Raw genomic sequence first — 17352 nt, forward strand, 5'->3', positions numbered from 1 at the left:
GGCGGGCAACGTCTGCTCCAGACATGTCCGCCACCCCTCGCCTCGACTTTCTCCTTCGCGCGCTCGCCGCGGCTGCGCTGTTCTTTACGACGCTCAGCAGCCTGCGCGCCGCATCGACTGATCGCACGACCGCGACCGCTCCGCTCGCGCTGCGCGTGATGTCCTTCAACCTTCGCTTCGCCAGCCCGCAGCCGCCCCACGCCTGGCCCGAGCGCCGGCCGATCATGCAGCACGTCATCGAGCAGACCGCGCCCGACCTCATCGGCACGCAGGAAGGACTCTATACCCAGCTCCGCGACCTGGCCGCCGATCTGCCCGCCTACGAGTGGATCGGGTTGGGCCGCGAGGGCGGCAGCCGGGGAGAATTCATGGCGGTGTTTTATCGACGCGAGCGGTTTGAGCCGGTCGCGTTCGATCACTTCTGGCTCTCCGATACGCCCGACGTGATCGGTTCGATGACCTGGGGAAACAATTACCGCCGAATGGTGACGTGGGTGCGATTTCGCGAGCGCGCCAGCGGCCGCGAGTTCTATTTCTGGAACACGCATTTCGATCACGAGGTGGAGACTGCCCGGCAGAAAGCCGCCATCCTGATCCGCGATCGGCTCGCGCAGCTCGACGCATCCGTGCCGCTCCTGCTCGTCGGCGATTTCAACTGTGCCGCGGGAAACAGCCCCGCCTACGAAACGCTCACCCGTGAAGCAGGTCTCACCGACACGTGGACGGCGGCCACGGCGCGGGTGAACGAAGGGTTCAACACGTTTCACAATTACGAGCCGCCGCGGCACGATGGCGTGCGCATCGATTGGATCCTCGCCCGCACGCCCTCCGCTGTGCCGCGCGCGGAAATCGTCACCTATCGCGAAAACGGCCAGACCCCCAGCGATCATTTCCCGGTCCTGGCCGACGTACAGTTTTAGCGCCGAAGGATTTGGCGGTAGGTGGAGTGCATTGCCCTCGATGCGCTGCGCTTGTAGCCGGGGTCGCTGACCCCGGCCCGGGCTCGGCGAGCCCGGCCACACCTCAGACATTGACCGCCCGTCGCGGAGGGCAACGCGCCCCCCCCTGCGAGCGGCGATCGTTCGATTGCGGCGCAGGACGCGCTCGAAACGGAACCCGGCCGCGCTTCCGCCGTCCATGAGCGCGGTGCTTGCGCGCAATTCCAGCGGGCGACGTGGCCCTTACTGCCGTTGCCCGCATGAGTTTGATCAATGATGCTCTCCTGAAAGCCGAACGCGATCGGACCGAAGCCGCCGCGGCCAGCGCAGCCCGGCTCGATCCGCTCACGCGCGCAAAGCTCCGGCGCGAGCAACGCAAGCGGCAGTCGCTCGGCCCGATCCTCGCCAAAGCCGCGGTGCTCGGCGTGGTTTTCGCGTTGTTGCTGGTCGTGTTGGTCCGCCAGCGTGCGCTCAACGAACGCGCCGCGCCACCGCCGTCCGCGCTCGTGGCTCGACCCGCTCCGGCAGAACTCGCCACCCCAGAGCTTTCGACGCCCTCCCCGTTCGCGCCGCCCGCCGCGAGCGAGCCGCCCCCGCCCACCGCCGACGCCGACTACGCGCTTGCCGGCATGAGCGTACTCGGGCCAGACACGCTGCTCAGCATCGTGCGCCAGAGCGACAAACGCAGCATCTGGGTGCCCGTCGGCAAAACCGTCGGCGAGATCACCGCGATCCGCTACGATCCCGACCACGATCTCGCCGTAATTCGCGTCGGCGGCCGGCATCTCACGCTTCGGATGGGAGCAGCCTCGGCAGCGGAATAAGCCCACACCGCGGCACGTATTGCGGCGGCGGACTGAGCCTTCGCTAGCTGTCGTTTCCCATTGGGCCAGCGTGAGGTTGCCCAGGCACCGCCGCCCAGGCCCGAGGGCCAGTTGTAACCTCAGCTGTAACCACCTCTGCCCGGTCGCATCCAATCGGGTGACAACAAAAGCATTCTTCCAAACCCATTCGTCACCATGGCTCTCACTCAATCCATTCATCCCTCGTCCACGCTTCCGGCAGAACACAACGTCGTCCACACGACCCAGCTCACGCTGAAGATCCTGTTTACCGCCGTACCGATCGTGGCGGGATTGGACAAGTTCACCAACCTGCTCGCCAACTGGGAAACCTATCTGAATCCGCTCGCGCTGCGGATCGTGCCGGTCAGCGCCGCCACGTTCATGGGCATCGTCGGCGTGATCGAAATCATCGCCGGCATCCTTGTGTTTCTTAAGCCCCGGATCGGCGGACTCGTCGTGGCCGCCTGGCTGATCGCGATCTCGCTGCAGCTGATCCTGTGGGGCCGGTTCCTCGATGTCGCCGTGCGCGATATCGTGATCGCGTTGGGCGGCGCACTGACGCTCGCGCGACTCACACCGTTCGCGGCCGAATCAGCGCGGATCTCGCAACGCTGAAGTCATCGAAACAGGGACGCGCGGGATTCTGTCCCTCGCCGGGACCGACGTCACCATTTCACAATGCGCAGTCGAAGACTGGCGCAACGTGGGTCGCGTCGGTCCTCCGCCGGCGGCCGACGAGACTGGGACCATCTCTTCGCGCAAGTTGTCGGATCGGCTTGATGGAGCGGCGACGCCCTCGTCGCCGTTATGACGCGACGAGGGCGTCGCGTCTCCAATTATCGGCGGTTCCACACCGGGCCGCGACTCGGGTTTTTGCGCCGCCACGCAAACGCCACTGCACTCGCCATCCCGACAAACGCCCACAGCCAGGCGGAGCGGTGCTTGGAAATGGTGAGATGCAGCGAGCCGGACTGCGCTTCGGCAACGTAGGGCCCCCGCGCCGCATAGAGTCCCTTCGCCGGCCGCCACAGATTGTCGGGCTGGCGCGGATCGCGCGTCCGCTGGGCTTCGCCAAATGAGCGCTTTCCCAGGAATCGGTCGAGAAACGCCGGGATGAGTTTGTTCAACTTGATCCCGAGCGACGTCTTGTAGCCGACATAAACTTCGCGCCGTCGGTGATGCGCCGCCCACCAGATCGCCTCCGCGGCGACTTCTGGCTGGTAGATCGGTGCCGGTGGTTTCGCCGCTTGCGACAGCCGGTTCCGGGCCCAGAGGAATTGCGGCGTGTTCACCGCGGGCAACTGAACCATCGTCAGACCGATCTTCAGCCGGTCATGCTTCAGTTCCGAGCGGAGTGAATTGGTAAACCCGCGCACGGCATGTTTCGCCGCGCAATACGCCGATTGAAACGCAATGCTCCGATACGCCAGCGTGGATCCGACCTGCACGATCATGCCCCGATCGCGCGCGCGCATGCGCCGCAATGCCGACTGCGTGCCATAGACCACGCCGAGGTAGGTCACGTCGGTCACGCGCCGAAACTCCTCGGGCGGCATCTCGTGGATCATTGAATACACGGAGGTCATCGCGTTGTTGATCCAGATGTCGATGGCCCCGAAGGTTTGTTCGACCAAGTCCGCGATGGCTTCGTGCGCCGCCGGATCGGCCACGTCGCCCGCGTGGATGACGGCTTTGCCGCCGAGCGATTCGATCTCGCGTTTGGCATCCTCCAGCCGCGCCGGATCACGGGCCAGCAGCCCGATCCACGCCCCTTCGCGGGCGAACCGTTGCGCCACGGCGCGGCCCACACCAGCTGATCCTCCGGTGATGACAACCACCTCGTGCTTGGGGAGTGCGTGAGTTGGGCGAGGAGCCATGACGCGGCCGCCGCGTCCGAGCCCGCGACGACCGTTCCATGGACCGCGCCGATGCCTTCCCGGTTCATCGGGGGTTTCCCGATTTCACTGCCGGGCGCCGATGCGAAGGCGTTAGCGAAAGTCCACGGTCGCGATCCCGTGCCGCTTCGCCAGCTCGACCTGCCTCTGCTGGCCCGCGGCGCGGACTAGGTGCCGTCCGAAAAACGCTGGCACGACGCACCGTCCGCTTTCGTCGGCCTTCCCCTCCCAACGTGTCCACCACTCTCCGAACACGAGATCGCGGTAGGCCTTCAGCGCCGGAGTCGGCTTCCAATCCTGTTTGTAGAGCGAGGCCTGCGGGATCCAGTTCGCCCCTTCCCAGTAGCCCCACATCAGGACGCCGTCGACGGCAGGATGCGCGAAGCAGATTCGATAGTAGTCCGCGATCGCCCTGCCCTTGGCGTCTTCTTCCTCGGCGGTGATCGCGAGTTCGCGTTGCTGGTAGAACTTCGAACGCTGACCGGGAAAGTTGAACTCCGTCACCCGGATCGGCAGGTGAAACTGCGCCAGTTCGTCGAGCGCGCTCCGCAGTGCCGCCGCGTCGAACGTATCGCCGTGCAAATGTCCCTGCACCCCGATGCCGTCGATCGGCACGCCCATGGCCAACAGCTCGCGGATGTGCGCCAGGTAGTCCGCCAACCGACGGCCGGTGAGAATGTCATAATCGTTGACGAACAGCCGCGCGGACGGGTCCTCGGCCTTGATCCATTGCGCCATGTCGAGCGTGACGCGCGGCCCGAGCCGGTCGGCATAGTAATTGCCGTGGATCATCTCGTTGTTGAGATCGTACTCGGCAAACCGGCCGCGATAACGCCGGCCGATGTCCCGTGCGCGTTCCTCGATGGTCTGTCGCAGCATCGCGTCATCGAGCTCCTTGATCCATGCCTGCGTCCATTTCGGCACGCCCCAGTAGAGGTTGTGACCGCGCAGCGGTACCTCATGCTGATCAGCCCAGGCGAGAATCGCATCGACCGTCGCGTAGTCCCGCTCGCCGCGCTTCGGCTCCATCGCCATCCATTTCAGCGCGTTTTCGGTGACGGCCGCGTTAAAGTTTTCCAAAAACGTCGCGAGGTAGCGTTCGCGATCGGCTGCGGGCATCCGGCCATCGAAGGCCTGGTTCGCCAGCGCCGCGCCGAACCAGAATTCGTGCTTCACCTGCTCCACCTGCACCGTCGCTCCGGGCACGGTGTGCACCACCAGCGTACCCATCCGGTGCCGCCGGATCGATTCCCGGTCAGCCTCGACATCGTCTGCCGCACGCAGCCAGGGCGTTGCCACGACCAATGCCATCAGTCCGCCGACGAGCGCGCCGAGCGACCGCGTCATCGTACGCCGCCGGCGGTTTGGGGTAGGTTTGGAGCACATCGCAGCCGCCTGACGCACGTGGCTGCCGATGGATTCGCTCACTCGTCGAGTTCGACGTTCCAGTAAGCGAGATCGAGGAAGTCCTTCCACATCTCCCGGTGCTGGGTGCCGAGCACGAGCGAGATCACCGGCCGCCACTTCGGCCGCGAGGGCTTGCGGATGAGCCGCAGGTGCGCCTCGTGCGGAAGCCGATTCGCCTTCTTCGTGTTACACTTCACACACGAGCAAACGATGTTCTCCCAAGTCGTCTTGCCTCCGTAATCGCGCGGGATCACGTGATCCAGGTTCAGCTGTTCGCGCGGGAAGATCCGACCGCAATACTGGCAGGTGTTCTTGTCGCGCTCGAAGATGTTGTTGCGCGTCAGCTTCAGCTCCTTGCAGGGGAGCTTGTCGAAGAACGTCAGCAGAATGACGCGCGGCAGACGGATCGTGCGCGTCGGCGTGCGCACCGTCTCGAGTTCGGCGATCGGCGGGTTGTGCGTCGAGAAATCGATCCAGTCCAGCAGCGCAAACGTGCGGAAATCATCCTCGTGGTGATGCACCACCTGCGCATGCCCGCGCGCCAGCAAGCCGAACGCGCGGCGCGCGCCGATGACGTTCACCGCCTGCCACAGGCGGTTCAACACCAGCACGGGTTGGTCGAGCGCGGCTTCCATACGGGGCCACGGGAATAACGTCGGACCCGCGGGGGTGTCAAGAATCCCGGTCCCTGCGCGCCCGCAGTTTACCGCCGCGTGACACTCACGTCGGGCCCGTCGTCGTCGGCAGCACCGGCGCAAGCGCCACGCCCTTGAGCCGGATCCCGGCGAGCTTCTTGATCACGACCGGCACGGCGTTCTCCGCCACGTCCACCAGCGTGTGCCGCTCGTGAATGTCGATCGCGCCCACGATGCTCGCCGCGAGGCGCGTCACCCCCGCGATCTTGCCGACGATGTCCGCCGGCGTGACCTGATGCTCGCGCCCCACGTTGAGAACCACCGGCGACATGCCGGGCTCCGCCCCGGTCCGCGGCGGTCGCGCGTATTTTTGCTTTTTGCGCCCCGCGAGCGCGGGCAGCCCGTCCGCTGTCTTGTCCGGCGTGGGCTTGGCGAAGGAGGAAGCCTTGGGCGAAGGCCGGATCTCGCCCGCTTCGGATGGGAACGCCGTCCGGCTCTCCGGCGCAGATTTCCTTCGGGCCCAGTCCGGCGCCGCCGCGGAAGCTTTCGCGCTTTCGTGAACAGCCGCCGGCGTCCCCGTGCTCCCACCCTGCAGCAGATGAATCAGCGCCGAGCAGATGTCGGTGCTCGCATACCCCTGGTCGAGCAACCGGTCGATCATCCGGTCATGCGGCTTGAACTCCTTCGCCTCGAGCGCCGCCCGGATTTTTTCGAAGAACACGTTGGTGCGCGCCTCCTCGACTTCGTCGAGCGAGGGCAGCCGGCCGCGCCGGAGATCGAGCTTCGCCCAGCGGACCATCGCCTGCAGTTTGTAGATCTCCTGCCCCGACACGAAGGTGAACGCGCGCCCGGACTTGCCCGCCCGTCCGGTCCGGCCGATCCGGTGCGTGTAGTCTTCCGCGTCGTTCGGCAGGTCGTAGTTGAACACCACCTCGAGATCGTCGACGTCGAGCCCGCGCGCCGCGACGTCGGTGGCGATCAGGAACTCGAAGCCGCGCCGGCGGAATTTATCCATCACCCGATCGCGTTGGGTTTGCGACAGGTCACCGTGCAACCGGTCGACCGCGTATCCGCGCGCATGCAGATGCTCGTCGAGATCGTCGACCATCACCTTCGTGCTGCAGAAGACGATGCCATAGCGGAAATCGTGCACGTCGATGAGCCGTGTCAGCGCCTCGAGCTTCGAACGGCGATCCACCTCGAAATAGATCTGCTCCACCTGCGGCGCGTTCTGTGCCACCGCCTCGATCTTGATCCATGCCGGGTCGCGCGCGGTGCGCTTGATCAGCTCCTGGATCGGGCGCGGCATCGTCGCGGAAAAGAACAGCAGCTGTCGCGGCACGGGCACGGCGGAGAGGATTTTCTCGATGTCCTCGCGGAAACCCATGTCGAGCATCCGGTCGGCCTCGTCGAGCACCACCAGCTTGAGCGCGCCCAGCTTCAGCGTGCCGCGCTCCATGTGATCCATCACGCGACCCGGCGTGCCGATCACCACCTGGCTGCCGGCCGCGAGCGCTCGATATTGTCGCTCGTAGCTTTGCCCGCCGTAAATCGGCACGCCCATGATGCCACGCTTGAATTGCGCGAGGTGGCCCATCTCCTCCGCCACCTGCACGGCGAGTTCGCGCGTGGGACAGAGCACGAGCACCTGCACCGCGCGAAGCTTGGGATCCACGCGCTCGAGTGCGGGAATCGCAAACGCCACCGTCTTTCCCGAACCCGTCGACGACACTCCGACGACGTCCCGCCCGCCGAGCACGGTCGGAATCACCGCGGCCTGGATCGGTGCCGCCTCCTCGAAACCCATCTTGTCCACGGCGCGGAGAATCTCCGGCGACAGCCCAAGTTCAGCAAAGGGACGTTTTTCCATGCACCACCGTGCGCCACTTCCGCGCACTCGGCCAGTCTGCAATCTGTCCTGACGCGCCACGGGTCCGAGGTGTCAGCGTTATGCTGATGCGCCCGCGCCAGTGCACCCCGGTATACAGATGCTGGCGGATTGCGGCATGCTGCGTCCAAACCCGCCGCTTTCAATCCGCGCCCTCACCTCCCGTGATCGCCGGCTAATGAACATGAAACACCCCGCAGTCCAAGCTCCGCGATTTCGCGGCTCACACGGAACGATCCTTCTGGCGCGCTCCGTTCTGCTCTCGCTCTTCACTCTGTGCCTGCCGCTGGCCGGCCGCGCCGCGGCCCTGTCTCTGGTCGACTTCAACGTAAATCTCAACCTCGGCGGTCAACCAGCGCCCGTCGGCGCGCTGAATCCGCCCGCACTGCTGACGTATACGGAAACCGACACCGATGCGACGTTCTCGCTGGCCGGTTCGGGCTTCAGCAGCGACTCGAATCTGACCTTCGGGATCATCGGTGCCTTCTGGAAGGGCACCTTCCAAGTCAATCAGGACGCCGGTACGATCAATGACGGGCTCACCGTCAGCGGCACGTTCCAGCACATCGTCTCGCCCGCCGGCCATGCGGACAAACCGTTCGGCGGAATCTTCGCGTTCAATCTGATCGTCGACGCCGACAAGGCGATCGGCGGCGCTGTCTCGGCCGCCACGCCGCTCACGATCAGGTCGCACCTGCCGAAGCACGAGGACCAGTTCACTGCGCAATTGCAGGCGGCCGTGTCCTCGTCGGCGTTCCTCGATGATATCACCGGCTGGACGTTCACGCTGGAAGCGCATCACCTGGGCCCGAGCGACCCGCATTTCGTTCCGATACCCGAGCCCGGCTCGATCGCCGTCGGATGCGCGCTCATCGGATTCTGCGGCCTGGCCGGCGCCGCTCGTTACCGCCGGCGCGCCTCGCGATTGAGGTAAGAACTACCCGGCACTTGGGCTCGCGCCAGGGCAGCCCAAGTGCCTTTGGCCGACGCGCCCGTTCACTCCTTCCAAGCGTGCACCGCCACGCGACCCCGCTGGAAATGCCGCCACGAAAACCGCCCGTGCTGCACGGCCCGGCGCAGGCGCGTGAACCAGGAGGGCGGCCGCGCGACGACCCTCACCGTCTTGAAACCCACCGCGTGCAACATGTCCCGCAGCCCGGCGACATTCGGCGCCCACCAGTTGGTCGCATCGGCGTTTAGTTCGTCGCCGACATAGAACGCCATCGCCGGCGCGCGGCAGCCGAGCAGGTCCACGCGCGTCTCGAGAATCAGCTGCCGCTTCGTCACACTCGCCACCTTCTCCAGCGCCAGCAGCGGATGACGCATGTGGTAGAGCACGCCGAGGAAGAAAACCACGTCGAAGGTCCCGATCGTCTCCGGCGAAATCGCGAGCACGTCGAGTTCGCGATCCTCGACGCGTGAGTTCAACACGCGCCGCGCCAGCTCGAAGCCCGCCTTGCGGCCCCAGCCGGCGCCGCTCCACGAGAACGAGTCGGTCGCCAGCACGCGCGCGGCGCCACGGCGCTCCGCTTCGAAGGAGAAGAACCCATCCCACGCCCCGATATCGAGCACCGTCTGCCCGGCGAAACTGTCCGGCAGGCGGAGCCGTCGCAGTTTCGCCCGCGTGTCGTCGACGCCGGGCGTGATCACTCCCTGCCCGAGGGGGATCTGGTGAAACCAACGGATCGCCTCAACCTGCTGCTGCAGCTCCTCGCGAGTCATAAGGTTTTTGCCCCGCAAAAACCTACCGCACCTGCAGCGTGTCGCCCTCGAACGTGAGCCCGAGCGACGGCACCACGACCGCCTTGCGCGCCCCCTCCTTGCGCACGGTGCCCGCGAGCCACGCGTCGTAACCGGACTCGCGCGCCGCCGCGACGACGGCGTCCGCTTTTTCCGGTGACACATACGCCGCGAATCCGACGCCCTGGTTGAACGTCGCATACATTTCCCGGCGCGAAATCGGCCCGGCCTGCTCGAGAAACCGAAACACCGCGGGCGGCGTGCGCACGTTCGTGATCTCGTAGACGAAGGGCTCGTCCAGTCGCATCAGCTTGCGCCAGCCGTGTCCCGTCACGTGGGCGACGTAGTTGAGCTTCAGTCCGCGCCGCTGACATTCGCGTACGAACGCGACGTAGATCACCGACGGCGCGAGCAGCGCCTCGCCGTAGCTGCGCGGGTCACCGAACCCAACCGGCGTCTGGTAGCCCTGCGGCAACTGCGCCGCCAGCCGGCGGCAGAGCGTCAGCCCGTTGGTCTGCACGCCCGAGCTCGCGAGAAAAACAATCGTGTCGCCGGCCTTCACGTCGCCGGTGATGCGCAGGCTCTTCGGCGCAATCTTTCCGATCGCCGAACCCGCGAGCACAATCGCCTCGGGTTCGACCACGCCGCCGAGCGTCGGCGTTTCGCCGCCGCCCCAGACCGCGCCGGCCGTTCGGCAGCCTTCCGCAAAACCCTCCACCAGCGCGTTCGTACGCTTTTCGTCCGCAAACCACCCCGAGTCGCCCACCGCCGCGTGCATGGCCACCGAAATTGGCAGCGCGCCGCACGTGATCAGGTCGTTCACAATCGTGGCCACGGTGTCGATGGCGACCTCGCGATAGAAGCATTTGCCGGTCGCCGCATACACCGCGTCGGCGACGAGATTTTTCGTGCCGAGCCCTTCCTCGACGTGGGCCAGGAAATGGTCGGCCGCCTCCATCAGATACGCGCTCTCGCCCCGCGTGGTGGCGGGTTCCGCGTAGCCGTGGCCGTGCAGCACCTGCGCGGTGGCGCGCGCCGCTTTCTGGCACGCGCGCTTGAACGCATCGAGCTGGTCATAACGAACGCCGGAGGATTCGTAGGAGAGGGACATGAAATGGCGCTGGAACCGATGGAGGGGATCGCCCTTCTGTCATTCTGAGCGAAGCGAAGAATCCAGCACGGCAATCGCCATCGGTCACGCAACTGGATTCTTCGCTTCGCTCAGAATGACAATCCTCTTTTTGCGTGCGGCATGTGATTCGCGGGCCGTCAATACGCCCGGCCCTCGTGCTTGTCGTAATAATTCACGTAGGCCTGGTTCACCACGCGATAGCCACCGGGCGTCGGATACCGGCCCGTGAAATACCAGTCGCCCGTCGCCGTCGGCACCGCCGCGTGCAGGTTTTCGATCGTCTGGAAGATGATCTCGATCTCACCCTTCCACTCGATCCCCTGCGGCCGCACCATCTCGGAGATCTCCGCGGAGATCTCCTCGGGCGTGAAGGGTTCGTAGATCCTCCGGACATGATTCGTCGTGCCGCGCCGGCCGACCTCCTCGCGACAGAGTGCGTAGACTTCCTCGAGCAGCCCGGTTTGCCCGCGCCGCCGCAGCAGCGCCACCGCCGCCTCGAACGCGATGAATTTGCCGATCTCCGACATGTCGATGCCGTAGCAGTCGGGATAGCGGATCTGCGGCGCCGTGGACACGATCACGATCTTGCGGGGTTGCAGCCGCGCGAGGATCCGCAGGATCGACTTCCGCAGCGTCGTGCCGCGAACGATCGAATCGTCGATGCACACCAGATAATCGCCCGGCTGCACCGAACCGTAGGTGATATCGTAGACGTGACTCGCCAGCTGGTTTCGCAGGCCTTCCTGCCCGATGAACGTGCGCAGCTTGATGTCCTTGCTGACCACCTTCTCGCCCTTCGGCCAGTTGCGCATGATCAGCTCGTCGAGCAACGCATCCGTCAACGTGCCGTCCTTGCTCGCCTGCAGGATCGCCGCCTTGACCTCTCCGCGACGCCGCTGCCGCAGCGCGGACAGCATGCCGTAATAGGCCACCTCGGCGGTGTTCGGGATGAAACTGAACACGGTATGCGCCCAGTCGCTGTTCACCGCCTTCACCACCTGCTCGACGAGCTGCGCGCCCAGCGCCTTCCGCTCCTTGTAGATGTCGAAATCGTTGCCGCGCGAAAAATAAATCCGCTCGAACGTGCACGAGGTCCGCGGCAGCGGCGCGGTGAACGGATTCGAGCTCACCGTCCCCCGCTTTTTTACCACGACGACGTGGCCCGGTTGCACTTCCTTCACCTGTTCCAGCACGAGATCGAACACCGTCATCAACGGCGCTCGCTCGCTCGCGAACGCCACCACTTCGTCGTTCTGAAAATAGAAAAGCGGCCGGATGCCCGACGGGTCGCGCGCGACGAACGCATCACCGTTGCCGATCAAGCCCGCGATCGCGTAACCGCCATCCCACTTCTGCGAGGCGCGCGTGATCACGCGCGTGAGGTCGAGGTCCTCGCTGATCTTCCGCGATAATTCCTGACCGGAGAGCTCGCGCGTGCGCAGGAACCGGTAGATGTCCTCGTGCTCCTCATCGAGGAAGAACCCGATTTTTTCCAGCACGGCCTGCGTGTCCGAGGCGAAGATGGGGTGCTGACCGATCGCGATGAGGCTGTCGTTCAGCTCCTTCGTGTTGGTCATGTTGAAATTCCCGCACAGCGCGAGATTGCGCGTCGGCCAGGAACTTCGCCGGAAATAGGGATGGCAGGCGCTCACGCCGTAGCCGCCCGAGGTGCCGTAGCGCAGGTGCCCGAGGTAGAGCTCCGCGCCGAAATCGAAGTGCTGCTTCACCGTGTCCGGGAACTCCGGGTGCACGGTGCCCGCCTTCACCAGGTCGCGATACCGTTCAAGCACGGAGCCGATCACGCGATCCAGCGGATTCGGCTGCGTGTTGCGCTCGCGAAACATGTAGGGTTCCCCCGCCGGCATGTCGAACTTCACGCACGCGACGCCCGCGCCATCCTGGCCGCGGTTGTGCTGCTTTTCCATCAACAGGAAGAGTTTTTCAAATCCCCACAGCGGGCTGCCGTATTTCTCCTGGAAGTAGGCCAGCGGCTTAAGCAACCGCACGAGCGCGATTCCGCATTCGTGGCCGATCTGTTCGCTCATGTCAGGAAGGACACCGGTGGGTGACCGGTGTCGGAAAGCGGCCGTCCTGGGAGGACAGGACAGTCACAAGGATCGGCGAAGTCATAGGGCAGGAAAGCGGCTGATTTCGTCAGCCGTCCGGGTTTGGTCAACGGCTTTCTCCAACCCGCCGCCGCCGTGGTTGTTGTGGCACCGGCGTCTCGCCCGTGGACGACGCTCTGCGCCGCAACGCTTCATCCTCCCACCGCCCCGCTCCACAGGCGAGACGCCCGTCCCACCCACGACCTCCATCCCCTTCCTTGACCGCGCCCGCGATGTCCGGAAACATCCGTCTTTCGCCACCATGTTGACGCTCCGCGGCTCGCCAGCCCTCTCCCAGTTCCGCCTCCAAAAACTGCTCGATGACCTGAAATCGGCCGGCGTGCCGGTCCGCGCTGTCAGCTCCGAGTATCTCCATCTGGTCGAATTGGTTCCCGGCGCCGCCGACCTGACCGATCCCGAGTGCCACGTACTCGAACGGCTGCTGACCTATGGTCCCAACCGCGCGACTTCCTCCGTTAGCGGTATGCTTCAGATCGTCGCGCCCCGCCCCGGCACGATCTCGCCGTGGTCCTCCAAGGCCACGGACATCGCCCACATTTGCGGGCTTACGAAAATCAAGCGGATCGAGCGCGCCGTCGCCTACACCGTCGCGCTCGACAACGCCGCACTGCAGCCACCGCTGCATGTCCTGCCCGCGGCGATCCTCGAAACGCTTCGCGCGCGGTTGCACGACCGTATGACGCAGTCCGTCTTCGCGGACCGCGATGCGCTGGCGGTGCTGTTCAGCCACGAGCAGCCGCGACCGATGACCACGGTGCCGATCCTCGCCCAGGGCCGTGCCGCTCTGGTCGCCGCCAACACCTCGCTTGGACTCGCGCTCGCCGACGACGAAATCGATTACCTCGTCAAGGCGTTCACCGGTCTCGGCCGCGACCCAAACGACATCGAGCTGATGATGTTCGCGCAGGCGAACTCCGAGCACTGCCGGCACAAGATCTTCAACGCCACGTGGGACATCGACGGTGAAAAACGCGACCGCTCGCTGTTCCAGATGATCAAGAACACCTACGAGCTGCACCGCGACGGCATCCTGTCCGCCTACAAGGACAATGCCGCGGTGATCGAGGGCTCGTTGGGGAAACGGTATTTCGTCGACCCGACAACCAACGACTACGTCACTCGCGAGGAAGACATCCACATTCTCTGCAAGGTGGAGACGCACAACCACCCGACCGCGATCTCGCCGTTTCCGGGCGCCGCCACGGGCTCCGGCGGCGAGATTCGCGACGAAGGTGCCACCGGCCGCGGCGGCCGGCCCAAGGCCGGACTCACCGGCTTCACGGTTTCGAACCTGAAGCTGCCCGGCGCCGTGCAGCCGTGGGAAAAGGAGAACGGCAAACCCGAGCGGATTGTCTCCGCGTTGGACATCATGATCGACGGCCCGCTCGGCGGCGCCGCGTTCAACAACGAGTTCGGTCGACCGAACATCAACGGCTATTTCCGGACGTATGAACAAGAGGTGCCTGCGGCGAGCCCAGAGCCCAGTGTCCAGAGCCCAGAGCCAAGCCCCAGCTCGCATTTACCCAGTTCTCTCACCCTCGCCCGCAGCTCGGAAGAACTGACAGGTTCCGGCTCTCAACTCTCAGCTCTCAGCTCTCAACTCCGCGCCACGGAGTGGCGCGGCTACCACAAACCTATCATGCTGGCGGGGGGCCTCGGCAACATCCGTGCCGAGCACGTGCGCAAGGGCGAGATCAAGCCTGGCGACAAACTCGTCGTCCTCGGCGGACCGGCCATGCTCATCGGGCTCGGCGGTGGCGCGGCCAGCTCGATGGCCAGCGGTCACGGCAGCGAGGACCTCGATTTCGCCAGCGTGCAGCGCGACAACGCCGAGATGGAGCGCCGTTGCCAGGAGGTCATCGATCGCTGCTGGGCGCTCGGCGCCGAAAACCCCATCGCGTTCATCCACGACGTCGGCGCCGGCGGGCTGTCCAACGCGCTGCCCGAGCTCGTCAACGACGGCGGCCGCGGCGGGCGTTTCGATCTGCGCAAAATCCCGAACGACGAGCCCGGCATGACGCCGCTCGAGATCTGGTGCAATGAATCCCAGGAGCGCTACGTCCTCGCCGTTCCTGCCGGACGCATCGACACGTTCAAGCAGCTCTGCGAGCGCGAGCGTTGCCCGTTCGCGATCGTCGGCGAAGCCACCGAGGAAAAGCGGCTCGTCCTCGAGGATCCCCACTTCGCCAACAAGCCGATCGATCTCCCGCTCGAAATCCTGCTCGGCAAGCCGCCGCGGATGCACCGCACGGATCGTTCTCTTTCGCGTTCTCTTTCTCCGGTGAAGCTCGACGGGGTGTCGATGGCGGAGGCCGTCCGCCGCGTGCTCGCGCATCCGACGGTGGCCGACAAGACGTTCCTCATCTCCATTGGCGATCGTACCGTCGGCGGATTGATCTGCCGCGACCAGATGGTCGGACCGTGGCAGGTGCCCGTCGCCGACTGCGGCGTGACCGCCGCCACCTATGACAGCTATGCCGGCGAGGCGCTCGCGATGGGCGAACGCACCCCGGTCGCGGTGAACAACGCCGCCGCTTCCGCCCGACTTGCCGTCGCGGAAGCGCTGACGAATCTCGCGGCGGCCCAGGTCGGCGAACTCGGTCGCGTGATTCTTTCCGCCAACTGGATGGCCGCGCCCGCGGTGCCTGGCGACGGCGCCGATCTCTACGCCGCCGTGCAGGCGGTCGGGCTCGAGCTTTGCCCTGCGCTCGGGATCACGATTCCCGTCGGCAAGGACTCGATGAGCATGAGCACCGTCTGGAAGGACGGTTCTGCGCAAAAGCGGATCACCGCGCCCGTGTCGTTGATCGTCTCCGCCTTTGCACCGGTCACCGACATCCGGCTCTCGCTCACCCCGCAGCTTCAGGTTCATGTAGCCGGGGTCGCTGACCCCGGCACCGGCCTCAGCGAGGCCGGCTACAAGAGCTCTCAGCTCTCAGCGCTCAGCTCTCAGCTTCTTCTGATCGACCTTGGCCGCGGCAAGAACCGGCTCGGCGGCTCGATCCTCGCGCAAACGCTTTCGCAGACCGGCGCCGAGCCGCCCGATGTCGATAGTCCGGCCGACCTAAAAGCATTCTGGAACGCGATCCAGCAACTCGGCCGCGAACAAAAGCTCCTCGCCTACCACGACCGCAGCGACGGCGGGCTCCTCGCCACGATCGTCGAGATGGCCTTCGCCGGCCACACCGGTGTCGATCTCGATCTTTCGGAATTGGCCCCAAAAGGTGCTGCCCCTGGGGACGCGACGCCCTCGTCGCGTCCCGCCTCGGGCGTAGCCGCGCCGGTTGGTGTAGCCGGGGTCGCTGACCCCGGCACCGGGCTCAACGAGCCCGGCTACAACCGCGCCTTCGCCGCCTTGTTCGCCGAAGAGCTCGGCGCCGTCATCCAGGTTCGCACCACCGATCTTGACGCGGTCCTCGCCGTGTTGCGGACGCACGGGCTCGACGCCTGCACGCATCGGATCGGCACGCTCAACGCCGACCACGCCATCCGCATTAGTCAGAACAACGAGGTGCTGTTCGACGAAAACCTGTTCGCGTTGCGTGCCATTTGGTCCGACGTCACGCGCCGGATCGCGCAGCTCCGCGACAACCCCGCGTGCGCCGAACAGGAGTATCAGCTCAAGCTCGACCCGAAAAACCCCGGCATCCGGCCGGTGGTGAATTTTGCAGTCGGCCCGGTGACCGGGCGACCGGCCGGCAAGGAACAAGTATCAACTAGCAAGTCCCAAGGCTCGAGCCAGGTTCTTGCTACTTCCCACTTGCCACTTGTCACTTCGCGTAACCAGCCGGCGGTCGCCATCCTCCGCGAGCAGGGCGTCAATTCGCAGAACGAGATGGCCAACGCCTTCGCGCGCGCCGGATTCCGCGCCGTCGATGTCCACATGACGGACCTCCTCAGCGGACGCGTGTCCCTTCGCGATTTCCGCGGCCTCGCCGCGTGCGGCGGGTTCAGCTACGGCGACGTGCTCGGCGCCGGCGAGGGCTGGGCCAAGAGCGTGCTCTTCAATTCCCGCGCGCGTGCCGAATTCGCCGCATTCTTCGCCCGCGAGGACACGTTCGCCCTCGGCTCGTGCAACGGCTGCCAGATGATGAGCAACCTCCACGAGATCATCCCCGGCGCCGAACTGTGGCCGCACTTCGTGCAGAACAAGTCCGAACGCTACGAGGCGCGGTTCGCATCACTGAAGATCGAGAAAAGCCCGAGCATTCTCTTCGCCGGCATGGAGGGATCCGTGGTGCCAATCGCCGTCGCGCACGGCGAGGGTTACGCCGAGTTCACGGACGCCGCCGCCGCGCAGCGCTGCAGCGCCTCCGGCCTCGTCGCCGCGCGGTTCGTCGACAATCACCACCAGCCGACCGAGCTATATCCGCTCAACCCGAACGGCTCGCCGCTCGGCATGACCGCGTTCACCACCACCACCGGCCGGGTCACGATCCTGATGCCGCACCCCGAGCGCGTCTATCGCACCGTGCAGATGAGCTGGCACCCCGCCGATTGGGGCGAGGACTCGCCCTGGATGCAGCTCTTCTACAACGCGCGCGCCTGGGTCGGCTGAACCCGCGGGTCGAGCGTCGACAGTCGTTCTTCATTTTGAGGTAACTGGCTTCGTAGCGGCGTCGCTCGCGACGCCCCAGGCGCACCGAGGTGCGCCCCTGCGGGCCAGAAAGTCGTAGGACCGGCGGTCGCCTGCGGTAAGCCGGTCGAATCCGCCGCCGGCCGCTTCTTTGGTGGTGCATAACTTTT

At 65.5% G+C, this 17352-nt stretch carries 12 protein-coding genes; 5 read left to right on the forward strand and 7 right to left on the reverse strand.

Annotated features, from left to right (window positions below):
- Positions 1-23 precede the first annotated feature (23 nt).
- The 3 genes from OTER_RS18685 (at position 24) to OTER_RS18695 (ending at position 2398) form a co-directional block, all read left to right on the forward strand.
- Positions 24-920, forward strand: a complete 897-nt coding sequence (locus OTER_RS18685; protein WP_012376504.1) for an endonuclease/exonuclease/phosphatase family protein — start codon at positions 24-26, stop codon at positions 918-920.
- Positions 921-1198: 278 nt separating this feature from the next.
- Positions 1199-1762 (forward strand): hypothetical protein, encoded by a 564-nt coding sequence (locus OTER_RS18690; RefSeq protein WP_012376505.1) that lies wholly within the window; start codon positions 1199-1201, stop codon positions 1760-1762.
- A 195-nt stretch (positions 1763-1957) separates the two neighbouring features.
- Positions 1958-2398 (forward strand): hypothetical protein, encoded by a 441-nt coding sequence (locus OTER_RS18695; protein ID WP_012376506.1) that lies wholly within the window; start codon positions 1958-1960, stop codon positions 2396-2398.
- Between the two features lie 221 nt (positions 2399-2619).
- Here OTER_RS18695 and OTER_RS18700 read toward each other — a convergent pair whose 3' ends face one another.
- The 4 genes from OTER_RS18700 to OTER_RS18715 form a co-directional block, all read right to left on the reverse strand.
- The gene (locus OTER_RS18700; RefSeq protein ID WP_044891883.1) at positions 2620-3660 is read right to left on the reverse strand and encodes an SDR family oxidoreductase; all 1041 of its coding nucleotides are present in this window, start codon (positions 3658-3660) and stop codon (positions 2620-2622) included.
- Between the two features lie 111 nt (positions 3661-3771).
- Positions 3772-5106, reverse strand: a complete 1335-nt coding sequence (locus OTER_RS18705; protein ID WP_202795993.1) for an endo-1,4-beta-xylanase — start codon at positions 5104-5106, stop codon at positions 3772-3774.
- Positions 5103-5720, reverse strand: a complete 618-nt coding sequence (locus OTER_RS18710; RefSeq protein ID WP_012376509.1) for an HNH endonuclease — start codon at positions 5718-5720, stop codon at positions 5103-5105. The genes OTER_RS18705 and OTER_RS18710 overlap by 4 nt, the downstream gene beginning before the upstream one ends.
- 85 nt (positions 5721-5805) lie before the next feature.
- Positions 5806-7590, reverse strand: coding sequence for a DEAD/DEAH box helicase (locus OTER_RS18715; protein WP_012376510.1), 1785 nt, complete (start codon positions 7588-7590; stop codon positions 5806-5808).
- 202 nt (positions 7591-7792) lie between these two features.
- Here OTER_RS18715 and OTER_RS18720 point away from each other — a divergent pair, with 202 nt between their 5' ends.
- Positions 7793-8542, forward strand: a complete 750-nt coding sequence (locus OTER_RS18720) for a hypothetical protein (RefSeq protein WP_148218180.1) — start codon at positions 7793-7795, stop codon at positions 8540-8542.
- Between the two features lie 62 nt (positions 8543-8604).
- On the opposite strand, the gene OTER_RS18725 is transcribed toward OTER_RS18720, so the two are convergent.
- The 3 genes from OTER_RS18725 to OTER_RS18735 form a co-directional block, all read right to left on the reverse strand.
- On the reverse strand, positions 8605-9330 hold the full coding sequence (locus OTER_RS18725) for a class I SAM-dependent methyltransferase (protein ID WP_012376512.1): 726 nt from the start codon (positions 9328-9330) through the stop codon (positions 8605-8607).
- 22 nt (positions 9331-9352) lie between these two features.
- A complete protein-coding gene (locus OTER_RS18730; protein WP_012376513.1) occupies positions 9353-10459 on the reverse strand; it encodes an AIR synthase-related protein in 1107 nt (368 codons plus the stop codon).
- Between the two features lie 158 nt (positions 10460-10617).
- Positions 10618-12525, reverse strand: coding sequence for an amidophosphoribosyltransferase (locus OTER_RS18735; protein WP_012376514.1), 1908 nt, complete (start codon positions 12523-12525; stop codon positions 10618-10620).
- A 322-nt stretch (positions 12526-12847) separates the two neighbouring features.
- Here OTER_RS18735 and purL point away from each other — a divergent pair, with 322 nt between their 5' ends.
- A complete protein-coding gene (gene purL / locus OTER_RS18740; RefSeq protein ID WP_012376515.1) occupies positions 12848-17164 on the forward strand; it encodes a phosphoribosylformylglycinamidine synthase in 4317 nt (1438 codons plus the stop codon).
- Positions 17165-17352 lie beyond the last annotated feature (188 nt).

This window comes from Opitutus terrae PB90-1 (assembly GCF_000019965.1).
GTDB classification, from domain to species: domain Bacteria; phylum Verrucomicrobiota; class Verrucomicrobiia; order Opitutales; family Opitutaceae; genus Opitutus; species Opitutus terrae.

Bases quoted from the DNA above. Each gene is read 5' to 3' on its own strand.
- OTER_RS18685 (WP_012376504.1), top strand. From the start codon at position 24: ATGTCCGCCACCCCTCGCCTCGACTTTCTCCTTCGCGCGCTCGCCGCG.
- OTER_RS18690 (WP_012376505.1), top strand. From the start codon at position 1,199: ATGAGTTTGATCAATGATGCTCTCCTGAAAGCCGAACGCGATCGGACC.
- OTER_RS18695 (WP_012376506.1), top strand. From the start codon at position 1,958: ATGGCTCTCACTCAATCCATTCATCCCTCGTCCACGCTTCCGGCAGAA.
- OTER_RS18700 (WP_044891883.1), bottom strand. From the start codon at position 3,660: ATGGCTCCTCGCCCAACTCACGCACTCCCCAAGCACGAGGTGGTTGTC.
- OTER_RS18710 (WP_012376509.1), bottom strand. From the start codon at position 5,720: ATGGAAGCCGCGCTCGACCAACCCGTGCTGGTGTTGAACCGCCTGTGG.
- OTER_RS18715 (WP_012376510.1), bottom strand. From the start codon at position 7,590: ATGGAAAAACGTCCCTTTGCTGAACTTGGGCTGTCGCCGGAGATTCTC.
- OTER_RS18720 (WP_148218180.1), top strand. From the start codon at position 7,793: ATGAAACACCCCGCAGTCCAAGCTCCGCGATTTCGCGGCTCACACGGA.
- OTER_RS18725 (WP_012376512.1), bottom strand. From the start codon at position 9,330: ATGACTCGCGAGGAGCTGCAGCAGCAGGTTGAGGCGATCCGTTGGTTT.
- OTER_RS18730 (WP_012376513.1), bottom strand. From the start codon at position 10,459: ATGTCCCTCTCCTACGAATCCTCCGGCGTTCGTTATGACCAGCTCGAT.
- OTER_RS18735 (WP_012376514.1), bottom strand. From the start codon at position 12,525: ATGAGCGAACAGATCGGCCACGAATGCGGAATCGCGCTCGTGCGGTTG.
- purL (WP_012376515.1), top strand. From the start codon at position 12,848: ATGTTGACGCTCCGCGGCTCGCCAGCCCTCTCCCAGTTCCGCCTCCAA.